We start from the raw sequence: 12680 nt of genomic DNA on the forward strand, positions 1-12680 counted from the left end.
CGCCGGGGTGGGGCGGGGAGGACTGAAACGGGGAAAGCCGGGGCGGGCGGGGGGAGATCGGTCCACAGATGTGACAGCGGCTGCCCTGACACGCGAGCCTGATCAGCCGGATCAGCCCGGTCATTCTGTTCAGTCTGTTCAGTCTGTTCAGTCTGTTCAGTCTCCGTCAGTCACGCCGGTCGAAGAGCCGGTCCTCGGCCCGCTCCCCACGCACCGGCCACAGGAACAGGCGGACGCGACGGTCGGCACGCTGCTGCCACTCACCGGCGTCCACCGCACCGAAGGCCCGCAGTCCGTGGTGGACGCGCTCATTGCCGGCGTCCGGCTCCACGATGGCGAGAGTGCACTCCGGATCCGCGTCGATGACCGCCTGCGTCAGCCCCAGCAGGAAGGGACCGAAGATGCCGTTGGAGGTCAGCGACGCATCCCCGATGGCGACGTGCCAGCCGAGATCGTGCGGCTGCGAGCGGTAGACCTTGCCGATCTCGTCGCGGTGCGGCCGGTAGATCTCCATGTAGCCGACGTCCTTGCCCTGATAGGAGACGATGACGGGCACGGAATAGGTGGTGGCCAGCTTGGCACGCCAGTCCGCGGCCCACCGCTCCGGTTCCCAGGGCTGCTCCCACGCGGCCTCGAGTTCGGGGGTCTTCATCCACGCGCTGACCATCTCGGCGTCCGCGGCGGGGTCGGCGGCACGGACCGCGAAGTTCTCGTCGAGCCCGTAGCCCAGTTCCGCCGGTACCGGCGGTGGGGCCGGGAGGAAGTCGGCCTCGGGGACGTCCGTGCGCAGGCGGTGCAGGACGCTGAGGTCGACTGCCGGTTCAACGGATTCGGTGGTGTTCTCTGTCACGGTGCGGCAACTGCTTTCAGGGGGAAGTGTCGGGACGGTCATCCTAACCTTTGATCAGGTAGACCTTCAGAGGGTAGCCTACCCACGTGAAGTCACTCGTCATACTCGGCGCCGGCCCGAAGGCGGTCGCCGTCCAGGCCAAGGCGCACGCCCTGCGCGACCTCGGCCTCCCCACACCCGAAATCACCGTCGTGGACTACCAGGGGATCGGCGGGAACTGGCGTTCCGGCGGCGGCTGGACCGACGGACGCCACCAGCTCGGCACCTCACCGACCAAGGACGTCGGATTCCCCTACCGCACCCGCATCGCCGGGGCCGGGGAGACCGACCCGCTCAACCGGTCCGTCGACCGCGGACTCATGGCCGTCAGCTGGCCCGCCTTCCTCATCGCCACGGACCGTTACGCCTCCTGGGTCGACCGCGGCCACCCCAGCCCCCGCCACTACCTGTGGGCCGACTACCTGCGCTGGGCCGCGGTCAAGACCCGCATGAACCTGGTCAACGGCCAGGTCACCCGCATCGGGCTGCGCAACACCCACGGCACCGGCAACCGCGCCGCCGACGGCTGGTCACTGTCGGTGGATCTCGCCGACGGCTCCACCACCCGGGTCACCGCGGACGCGCTGATGATGACCGGCCCGGGACGCTCCGACCGCCGCATCGCCCCGCTGCCGACGGTACTGTCCGTCTCCGGCTTCTGGTCCGCGATCGGGTCCGGGCGCCTGCCCGCCGCGTCGCGGGTGGCCGTCATCGGCGGAGGAGAGACCGCGGCGTCCGTCATCGACGAGGTGGTCCGCCACGATGTCGTCGACATCGCCGTCATCTCCCCGGCGGCGACGATCTTCTCCCGTGGCGAGGGCGTCTTCGAGAACGGGATCTACACCGATCCCCGGAAGTGGGCCGCACTCGACGAGGACGCCCGGCGCGAGGTCATCGCCCGCTGCGACCGGGGTGTGTTCTCCGCCCGGGTGCAGACCAATCTCATGGCCGAGGACCGGGTCAGCCACCTGCGCGGACGCGTCATCTCGGTCACCTCGGTCACCAGCGAAGCCGGTGCAGCCGGTGTTGCCGGTGTGGCCGGCGCGACCGGCACCACCGCCGTACGCCTCACCGAGAACCTGCCCGGGGGACGCACCGACGAGCGCACCGAACTGTTCGACCTGGTCGTCGACGCGCGCGGCAATTCGCCACTGTGGTTCACCCGGATGATGGATGAGCGCACCGTCGCCTCACTGATCTCCGCCTGCGGTGGGGCGGTCACCACCTCCGCCGTCGAGGACCGCATCACCGACGACCTCTCCCTGGCTGGCATGGACCCCACCCTCTTCCTGCCGGCGGTCGCCGGTTTCCGGCAGGGCCCCGGCTTCGCCAACCTCAGCTGCCTGGGCGAACTGTCCGACCGCGTCCTCACCGGGCTCGGCGTCCGACCGGACTCCGCCACCACCTCCCCCAGCCCCGAAAGGATCACCCTGTGACCGCCTCCGTATCCCCCGCCTATACCGGCCGGGCCGACGACCTGCGCTTCGGCCCGACCGTCACCGTCGAACCCACCACCCTCGACGTCCTGCTCGCGCAGACTGCGGCCGCCCACCCCGACGATCCCGCCGTCGTCGGTGACGGTGGGCCGCTGACCTTCGCCGAGCTCGACCGTCGTGCCACCGCCGTCGCCCGCTACCTGCGCGACCGTGGGGTCTGCACCGGGGACCGGGTCGCCGTGGTCGCCAACCGGTGCGGCTGGATGTCCGCCGTCGTCTCCGGCATCGTCCGGGCCGGTGCGGTGTACGTCCCGGTGGACGCGTCCTACCCCGCCGAGCGGGTCTCCTTCATCTTCGGTGACTGTGAGCCGGCCGCGGCCTTCGCCCTCGGCGGGGCGTCCCTGCCCGCCGACCTCGCCGACCGCCTGGCGGAGTCCGGCATCGTCACCGCGACGATCACGGACGACTCCCCGCTGGGTCGCGCGATCATCGACGGTTCCGCCGACCCGGCGTGGGCCACCGCCGGCCCGTTCAGCCGGGCCGAGCAGTCCCGCCCGGTGCGCGGTGAGGACCCCTGCTACATCATCTACACCTCAGGCACCACAGGAACGCCGAAAGGTGCGGTGAACACCCACATCGGTGTCACCGCGCACATGCTGTGGATGGGCCGGGCCCTGACCTCCACGACGACGGAGGCCGACGGATCTGTTCCGATCCGTATGCTGCAGAAAGCCCCGGTGAGCTTCGACGTGGGCGTCGGTGAGCTCATCGGCCCACTGGCCACCGGTGGCGTGGTCGTCGTCCCGGCCCCCGACTGGTGGCCCGGCGACGTCGACGCGCTGGTGAAGATGATCTCCGGCTACGACGTCACCGTCATGTCGATGGTCCCCTCGCTGATGCGCGTCCTCTTCGACGTCCTCGACGATGTCGGCGTCCCGCTGAGCGCCTTCAGCAACATCCGCCACATGATCTTCGGTGGTGAGGCGGTGCCGGCCGACATCGTCCGCCGCTCCCGCGACGAGATCGGCTGCCACGTCTACGGTCTCTACGGCCCGACCGAGACGGCGATGGACGTCACCTGGATCGAGTACACCGACGACCTGGTCAACGCCACCGACTTCGACGACACCGCCAGCCTGCTGGGCGTACCGGAGGACAATGTGGCCTGTTACGTCATCGCCGACGACGGGACCGAGGTCGATCCCGCCGGCCCCACCTGGGACACGCCCGGTGAACTGTGCCTCGCCGGCCCGCAGGTCGGGCTGGGGTACCTCAACCGGGACGAACTGACCGCCGGAGTCTTCGTCGACTCACTCCACCCGGCGCTCGACGGCGGCCGGATGTACCGCACCGGCGACATCGTCGCCTGGACCGGGGTGGGCGGACGCCGCGTCCTGAGGTTCCTGGGGCGCATCGGCGACCAGGTGAAGATCCGCGGCAACCGCGTGGAACTCGGCGAGGTCGAGTCCCGGCTGCGGGAGCTGCCGGGTGTGCGCCGGGCCGCGGCGGTCGCCGTGGACGAGGACGGCTCGCAGGTGCTCTACGCCGCCGTCGTCGTCGACGAGGACGCGCCGGGGGCGCCGGACGGTGTCCGCCCCGACATCACCGCACTGACCACGCAGCTGGCCCACGGAGTGCCGGAGTACATGGTGCCCTCGAGGATCCTCGTGGTCGACGCCCTGCCCGTGAACCACAACGGCAAGCTGGACCGCAAGGCCCTCGCGGAGCTGTTCTAGCTGTTCCAGCTGTTCCAGCTGTTCTAGGCGAGGTCCTCGAGGAGTTCGCGCCAGGCGGCCAGCGAACTCTCCTCGGCGAGGTCCGCGAAGTCGGCGCGGTAGCCGGCGTCCCGCAGGAAGCTCACGATCTCGACGAGGCGGACCGAGTCCAGCCCCTGGTCCATGAGCTCCTCGTTTTCGTCCAGGTCGTTGGCCTCGACGTTCATCAGCGCGGCGACCTTCACCCTGAGGGACGCCATCAGCTCGTCGAGGGTGTTCCCGTCCGTCTGCTCCACCTGATCTGCCACTGTTCTTCCTTCCTCCGCGTGCGGTTGTACGGCGCGGACTCTACCACCACTGTTAACTGAGCCTCACCAGACCTGAAAGGTCACTGTCTTGTCCCTGCTCGATCTCGGCGCCGCCCAGCGCGGTATCTGGAACGCCCAGCTCCTCGATCCGACCTCCCCGTACTACGTCGTGGGCGAGGTCCTGGAACTCGACGGACTGACTCCCGGCGCGGGCGGGGAGAATCCCGCCGACCTGCTGGCGGAGGCCGTCCGACTGACCGTGGACGAGTCCGAGACCCTGCGCCTGCGGTTCACCGCCACCGCCGACGGCCCCCGGCAGTCCGTCGACGACACCCCCGCCACCCGTCCCGAGATCCGCGACCTGTCAGGTGCCCCGGACCCGGTGCTGCTCGCCCGGGCGGTCGTCGACGCGGAGAAGGCGTCCTGCGGCGAACGTTGGTGCACCATGACCGACGGTGGGCTGCACCGCCACCTGATCCTGGACCTGGGCTGGACCGGCGGTGACCCGGCGGACGGGCGCAGCGTGTGGTGCGTGCAGCTGTACCATCACATCATCGTCGACGGTTACAGTGCCGCCCTGCTCACCCGGCGCACCGCCGCACACTACACGGAGCTCGCCGGTGGCCGCGCCGCCCGACCCAACAGGTTCGCCCCGATCGCCGAGGTCATCGGGGCCGACCTGGCGTACGCGGCCGATCCGGCAGGCAGGGACGCCGACCGCGGGTTCTGGCGTGACTACCTCACCCCGGTCCCCGACACCACAGGCCGGGAGGACCATGTCCACGGTGCGGGGACGACGTCGGTCACCACCACACTGCGGCTCTCCGCCGGGGAGACGGCCGCGCTGCGGGCGCGTGCCGAGGCCGCGGGTCTGGTCTGGTCCGACCTGGTGATGGCGGCCTACGCGGCGTGGCTGCGTAAGTTCGGCCACACCGGTGCCGCCGGCGACGCCTCCCCGGAGGTCCTGCTGTCGATGCCGATGATGGCCAGGACCTCCGGCCCACTGCGCCGCACCCCGGCGATGCTGGTGAACATGCTGCCGCTGCGCTTCCCGGTCGCCGGCACCGACACCCTGGAGCAGGTCGCCGCGTCCGCCCACGCCGCCCTCGACAAGGTCCGCCCACACCAGCGGTACCCGGGTTCCGAGCTGGCCCGTGACCTGCGCGGCGCCGGTGGCCCCGCAGTGCTCCACGGCATCGGACTGAACCTCAAGACCTTCGACTTCTCCCTCGACTTCAACGGCACCACCGGTGTGCTGCGCAATGTCGCCGGCGGCCCGCCGGAGGACCTCGTCCTGGTGGTCACCCCCGCCGCCGACGGGGGCATGGACCTCGGTTTCGAGACCGATCCGCAGACCGTCTCCGTGCCGACCGCCCGGCAGCGGCTGGAGGACATCCGCGCCTTCCTCCACTGCGAAGGCCCCCTGGCGGACGTCCGGCTGCGGGACGCCACCTTCCGCACCGTCGTCGCCGCTGACCGGGCCGGCGCAGAACTGCCTGAGGTCGTCCCCACCCTCGACGAGCTCATCGACCGGCTCGGCGCGCACGCCACCGGCGACAGTTCCCGCACGACCGCGGGCGTCCCCCTGCTCGTCAGTGACGACGCGGCCGTCTCCCTCACCGCCGCCGAGGTGCACCGGCGGATCACGGAACTGGTCGGGCAGCTGTCCACCGTCGGCGGAGCGGGCGCGGTGATCGCCCTCGACCTGCCGAAGGGCCCCGCGCTGGCGGTGGCGGTACTGGCCACCTGGCGGGCCCACCGGGCCTTCGTCATCCTCGACCGGGAGCACCCCGCGGCCCGGCGGGCACACATCCTCGCCGACTCGGGTGCCCTGGCCGTCCTCGGTGAGGACGGGCTGCATGCCACCGGGACGGTCACCGACAGTGCCGCAGCAGATTCCGGCACCGTCCCCGACCTGGCCTACCTCCTCTACACCTCGGGGACCACCGGGGTCCCGAAGGGTGTGGAGGTCACCCGGTCCGCGGTCGAGTCCCTGCTCGCCGGGCATGCCGTCGACCTCTGGCCGGACGCCCGGTCGCGGTCCACCGACGGGCGGCCGCATGTCGCGCACACGGCGTCCTTCTCCTTCGACGCCGCCCTGGACCAGCTCGCCTGGATCTTCACCGGTGCGACCGTGCACCTCTACGACCACGGCACTGTCGGCGATCCGGCCGCGATGCGCACCGTGCTGCGCCGTGACCGGATCACCGTACTCGACGCGACCCCCTCCCTCGCCGGTGCTCTGATCGACTCCGGTGCACTCGACGATTCCGTGGCCTCCACGGTGAGCACCGTCATCCTCGGCGGTGAGGCACTCCCGGCCTCCCTGTGGGACCGGCTCGCCGCCTCGGAGATCCGGGCGTGGAACGTCTACGGGCCGACCGAGGCCACGGTGGACGCCCTCATCGCGCGTGTCACCCCCGGGCCGGTCACCATCGGGCGTGCCGTGCCTGGCATGACCGCGCTGATCCTCGACGTCGACGGTGAACCCGTGCCCGACAACGAGGTCGGCGAACTCGTCCTCGCCGGACCACAGGTGGCCCTGGGCTACCGCGGACTCCCGGAACAGACCGCCCGGGTCTTCGGTGACGGTACCGGTGGCGCCGACAGCCAGCGCACCTACCGCACCGGTGACCTGGTGCGCTGGGTGCCCGGCCGCGGGACCGTGTTCCTCGGCCGGGCCGACGACCAGCTGGAGATCCGCGGCCACCGCGTCGAACCCGGTGAGGTCGAGGCCGCGCTGCTCGCCCTGCCCCAGGTCACATCCGCCGCCGTCGGCACCTTCGGTGCACCCGGCGCGCTGAAGCTCATCGCCCATGTGTCGCTGACCCCGGCGGCCGCCACGCAGGTTCCGCCGTTCGACGTTCGCGCCGCCGTGGCTGAGACGGTGCCGGCGCACCTGGTGCCGACCCGGGTGCGGTTGCATGAGCGGCTGCCGCTGACGGTCGGTGGCAAGGTCGACCGTCGGGCGCTGACGGAGATGACGGAGACGGCGGAGACTGCAGGAACCACCCCGGACGCCGCATTCTCGGTGGGCGTCCGCACCGACGCCGAACAGGCTCTCGCCGACGTGCTCGCCGAGGTGCTCGGTCTCGGCTCCGGTGACCTCCTCCCCCTCGACCGCGACTTCATCGGTCTCGGTGGCGACAGCATCGGCGCCCTCACCGCCGCCGGGCGACTGCGCCGCCGCGGCTACGGCATCACGGCGAAGGACCTCCTGGCAGGCACCGGACTCGCCGACGTCGCGGCCGCGGCTGAACAGGTCGTACCGACGCCGACCGGTGACGCGGCATCCGGGGGCTCCGCCGCCACCGCCGTCCGCCCCACCGCCACCGCCGTCGTCTACCCCACCGGGGCCTTCCCGGTCACCCCGGTGCCCGCCAGGGCCGCCCTCACCGGCACCGTCCACGCACCGGGTGTGGATCACGACCGGCTGCTCACCGCGGTCACCACGATGATGACCACGCATCCGGCACTGCGGGCCGTCCTCGACCTCACCACGGGCACGCCGCAGATCATCATCCCGCGCACCCCGTTGACCGGCCCCGACGCCGTCATCGCCGGTGCCCGGCGACTCACCGGTGCCGACCTTGATCCGCAGCGTGGGCTGGTCTGGCGGATCACCGGGCCCGACGACGAGGGTGAGCTGCAGGTGCTCGTGCACCGCAGTGTGCTCGACCCGGACAGTGCCGCGACCTTCCTCGGGGAACTGGAACGCGCCCTGGCCGCTCTCCCACTGCGTCCGGCCACCGGATCCTGGCGTGCCGCCGCCCTCGCCGGGTGCCCCGTCGAACCGGCCCCCGTCGCCGTCGACGCGCCGGAACCGCTGGTCCTCGACGTTCCGGACCGCAAGGCCCTGTTCACCCTGCTCCCCGACCTGTTCCACACCACACCCGCGGTCGTGGTCACCGCCGCGGCCGCGCTCGCCACCGGCGGGCCCGTCGGTCTGCGCCACCGTGCCGGGCACTCCGGTACCGGCACCACCGGCACTGTCATTGTGGGCGACCTCTCCCGCACCGACCTCGTGCCGGCGTCCTCCGGCAGCACCCGCGCGGTGCTTCTGCAGGTCAAGGAGACTCTCGCCGCCGGCGGCACCGGCACCGCCACCGACCGGCCGACGCTGACGGTGGGGGTGGCGTCCTGCCGGATGCTGCCCTCCGGGCCGGCCCTGCTCACCGACGGTGCCCCGCACCTGCTCGTCACCGACGACGGCGAGCCGGGAGAGCCGGGCACCACCGGCACCGCCCTGCTCTACAACGGCACACCGGAGCTCGCCGCACGGATCACCGGCACCCTGACCGACCTCGCTGTACTGGCCCGCACCACCGACGGCGGTGCGAGCCCCGCCGATCTCCACACCAAGGTCAGCCAGGCACAGATCGACACCTGGGAACGGCGGCACGGACCGCTGGCCGACGTGCTGCCGGTCTCCCCGCTGCAGGAGGGCCTGCTCTACCATGCGCTGAGCGGCGGCGCAGGCTACGTCCTCTCCGCGGGAATCGACCTGCACGGGCCGGTGGACCCCGACCGCCTCCACACGGCCCTCCGCGCCACGCTCGCCCGCCACGACCTGCTGCGCGCCCGCTTCGACACCGGGACTCTCGACGAACCGGTGCAGCTGATCCCCCGGGGTGTCGATCTGCCGTGGCGCACCGTCGATCTCCGCGACCTGCCGACCGCCGCCGCCACGACCGCCGCCGATGAACGCCTGCGGATCATGGCGACCCGGCGCATCGACCTCGCGTCCGGTCCCCTCGTCGCCGCCGAACTGATACTCCTGCCCGGCGGTGGGTCCGGCACGGGCGGGGTCACCGCGCGACTGGTCCTCGGCAACCACCACCTGCTCACCGACGGCTGGTCCACCCCGGTGATGGTGCGCGACCTGCTCGCCCTCTACCACGGGGACGCCCTGCCCACCGCCGCCCCGTTCGCCGACCACCTCGACTGGCTCGCCGGGCGCGACGCCTCCGGCGAAACTGCGGCCGATGACCTCGCCTGGCGTGGACGGCTCGGTGTCGGTGACGGCGGCACCGTGGACGGCACGATCATCCACGACCTCGCCCCCGCCACCGCCGGGGACCTGGAACGCGCCGGCACCGTCACCCGGGAGACCGTCGACGAGCTGACGGTCCCGGAGTCTCTGGCACAGCGCGCCCGTACCGCCGGCGTCACCGGGAACACCCTGCTCCAGGCCGCGTGGGCGCTCACTCTCACCGCGCTGACGGGCCGGGAGGACGTGCTCTTCGGCACCACCGTCTCGGGACGTCCGACCCAGCTGCCCGGCATCGAGCAGACCGTCGGACTGTTCATCAACACCCTGCCCGTCCGTGTCACCCTCGACGACGCGGCCCGCGCCGGCACCGTCACCGACCTGCTGCGCGGCATCGGACGCACCCAGGCGGCGATGACCGCGCACGAGTCAACCCCGCTGGTCCGGGTGGAGCAGCTCGCCGGCGGTGGCCCGCTCTTCGACACTCTCGTCGTCTTCGACAACTTCCCCTCCCTGCCGCGGGTGGCGCCGACCGACGACCGGATCGGGGTGGCAGACGTCCATGTCGACGGCATGACGAGCTTCCCGCTCTCCTGTGTCGCGCCGCCGACCGGGCCGGGTGAGCCGATGCGGGTCGTCCTGGCGCACCGCCCTGACCTGGTGGACGCCGCCTTCGTCGCTCTCGCCCGTGACACCCTCACCCGGGTGCTCGTGGCCTTCGTCGACGATCCGACCGTCGGCGAGGTGCTGGCGGGTCTTCCCCGCTGGGAACGGAGGGACGCTGCCCCGCTCACCGGCGGACCCGGCGGATCCGGCGCACAGGCGGCGCAGGCGGCACATGCGGCACATGCTGTGCAGCCGGCGCAGGGGGAACCCGCGTCACAGGACCCGATGACCGGAGCCACCGGAGCCACCGAGATCACCGAGGTCACCGAGGTCACCGCGACCGTCGCCCGCGTCATGGCGTCCCTCCTGAAGAAGGACCACATGGGCGACCACGACAACTTCTTCGACATCGGCGGGCACTCCCTGCTGGCGATGCGGCTGCTCGGCCGGCTGCGCCGCGAAGGCCTCGACCGGGTGACCATCCAGGACATCGTCGAGACCGGCTCCCCAACAGCCCTCGCCGCCAGACTCACCGGCGGCGGCTCCAGCCAGATCCTGCCGCTCGGCCCGGGCAGCCGGACCCCGGTTTTCGCCGTACACCCCGGCGGCGGGTTCGCCCTGCCGTTCCGTGGCCTGGCGGAACGGCTCGCCGGGCACGACATCCCGGTCACGGGCCTGCAACTGCCCGACCCCCACCCGGAGGTCCCGGACCTCGCCGAACTCGCCGCCGGCTACGTCGACTCCGTCCGACAGGTCCAGCCGCACGGCCCCTACCGGCTGCTCGGCTACTCCTTCGGCGGCGTGCTGGCCCAGGCGATGACCGCGGAACTGATGCGCCGCGGTGAGGAGGTCTCCTGGCTCGGCGTCATGGACGCCTACCCGTCCGGTGCCGGTCCGCTGCCCGTCCCGCCCGGCGGGACGCCCGAGCTCACCGCCGCACAGATCGCCGCTGTCGCCGGTGTCCCGGACCTCGACGACCTGCCCGGCGGTGCGGAGGCCGCCGGAATGATCGCCCGCACTCTCGGCACGAACCTCGCCTACTGCGACGCCCTGCTGCGCAGCGCAGAACCGGTGGACCTCGCCGACTTCGGTGGCGAAGCTCAGCTCATCATCGCCACAAGGGCCGACGAGCGGGTCACCGACCTGCAGGAGCACCGGGTCTGGGATCCTGCCTCCGCCTGGGCCGACGTCCTCCCCCGCACGCCCCGCACCCTCACTCTCGACCTCACCCACGCCGCCCTCGCCACCGACGCCGGCTGGGACGCGATCACCCCCGTCATCCTGGAAGGACTGCAGTGAACCATCAGACTGTCCCCGACGCCGACACCGAGCCGGGGTCCGCCCCTGACCCATCTACCGTCCTGGCCACCGGCGTCACCCCCGAGGACGCGGCCCGCTACCGCGCACTCGGCGCCTGGACCGGTGACACCCACTGGAAGCTGTTCCGCCGTGCGGTCGACGCCTGGCCGTCCGAAACCGCCGCCACGGACCGACACCGCACCGTCACCTGGTCAGCACTCGACCGGGGGGTGTCCCGCGCCGCCGCTGTCCTGTCCGACGCCGGAGTGTGCCGCGGTGCCGGCGTCATCGTGCAGCTGCCGAACTCGGTCACCTACCTGGAGACCGTCTTCGCCCTCTGGCGGCTCGGGGCGGTGCCCGTGTTCTCACTGCCCGCCCACGGGTCCGCCGAGATCCGCCACTTCGCCGCGCACACCCCCGCCCGGTTCTACGTCTCCACCGCCACCCCGAACCGGCACCTCACCCGCGTCCACCGGGACCTCAGCGACTTAGTCGACGCCGGGGAACTCACCACGGTCCTCGTCGACGAGGCCACGCCGTGGGCGGGCGCCGCCGACCTGCCGGTACCGGACGCCGCCGACGTTCCCGCCGACGAACTGGCCTTCCTCCAGCTCTCCGGTGGAACGACCGGCGTGCCGAAACAGATCCCACGGACCCATGACGACTACCTCTACTCCGTGCGCGCGTCCCTCGAGGTCTGCGATCTCCGGCACGGGGACGTGCTCCTCGTCGCACTGCCGGCGTCCCACAACTTCACGATGAGTTCACCGGGGATCCTCGGTGCGGTCCAGGTCGGGGCGTCCATCATATTCGGCGCCGACCCGATGCCGACCGAGGTACTGCCGCTGATCGCCGAGCACCGCGTCACCCATCTCGCCCTGGTGCCGCCGGCGCTGATCAGTCTGCTGAACTTCCCCGGGCGTGACTCCTACGACCTCTCCTCGGTGCGCACCGTGTGGGTCGGCGGGGCGAAGCTCTCCGAAGCGGCGGCGCGGCGTGTCCGCCCCGAGCTCGGATGGACGCTCCAGCAGGTCTTCGGCATGGCGGAGGGCCTGGTCAACTACACTCCGCTGGACGCGTCGGTCGACGAGATCGTCACCACGCAGGGCCGCCCGATGAGCCCGTGGGACGAGATCCGTGTCGTCGATGACGCGGACGTCGACGTGCCTCCGGGAACTCCGGGGAACCTGCTCACGCGGGGACCGTACACGATCCGCCGCTACCACCGTGCCCCGGAGGTCAATGCCCGCTCCTTCACCGCAGACGGCTTCTACCGCACCGGCGACATCGTCGTCTTCCGCGACGGGACGCTGACCGTCGTCGGCCGGGCGAAGGACCAGATCAACCGGGGCGGGGAGAAGATCGGCGCCGAGGAGATCGAGAACCACCTCCTGGCCCACCCGGCGGTCCACGACGCCTCCCTCGTCGCCCTCCCCG

Annotated in this window: 6 protein-coding genes; 4 read left to right on the forward strand and 2 right to left on the reverse strand. The window is 71.8% G+C overall.

The features are described from left to right. Positions 1-166: 166 nt before the first annotated feature. Positions 167-850: a GNAT family N-acetyltransferase gene (locus tag QZV72_RS09845; RefSeq protein ID WP_297007988.1), complete on the reverse strand. Its 684-nt coding sequence runs from the start codon at positions 848-850 to the stop codon at positions 167-169. An 86-nt stretch (positions 851-936) separates the two neighbouring features. Between QZV72_RS09845 and QZV72_RS09850 the strand changes: the two genes are divergently transcribed. Together QZV72_RS09850 and QZV72_RS09855 are read left to right on the forward strand one after the other, a co-directional pair. After that, a complete protein-coding gene (locus tag QZV72_RS09850; protein WP_297007990.1) occupies positions 937-2325 on the forward strand; it encodes a SidA/IucD/PvdA family monooxygenase in 1389 nt (462 codons plus the stop codon). After that, entirely contained in the window at positions 2322-4061 is a 1740-nt protein-coding gene (locus QZV72_RS09855) for an amino acid adenylation domain-containing protein (RefSeq protein WP_297007993.1), read from the forward strand. The genes QZV72_RS09850 and QZV72_RS09855 overlap by 4 nt, the downstream gene beginning before the upstream one ends. A gap of 23 nt (positions 4062-4084) precedes the next feature. Here QZV72_RS09855 and QZV72_RS09860 read toward each other — a convergent pair whose 3' ends face one another. Further along, positions 4085-4348, reverse strand: coding sequence for a phosphopantetheine-binding protein (locus QZV72_RS09860; protein ID WP_297007996.1), 264 nt, complete (start codon positions 4346-4348; stop codon positions 4085-4087). An 88-nt stretch (positions 4349-4436) separates the two neighbouring features. On the opposite strand from QZV72_RS09860, the gene QZV72_RS09865 reads away from it, so the two are divergent. Further along, a complete protein-coding gene (locus QZV72_RS09865) occupies positions 4437-11243 on the forward strand; it encodes a condensation domain-containing protein (protein ID WP_297007998.1) in 6807 nt (2268 codons plus the stop codon). Continuing rightward, a partial coding sequence (locus QZV72_RS09870; protein WP_297008001.1) for a (2,3-dihydroxybenzoyl)adenylate synthase occupies positions 11240-12680 on the forward strand: 1441 nt, incomplete at its 3' end. The genes QZV72_RS09865 and QZV72_RS09870, both read left to right, overlap by 4 nt.

The sequence above is a fragment of the uncultured Corynebacterium sp. genome (genome assembly GCF_902782855.1).
Lineage (GTDB): Bacteria > Actinomycetota > Actinomycetes > Mycobacteriales > Mycobacteriaceae > Corynebacterium.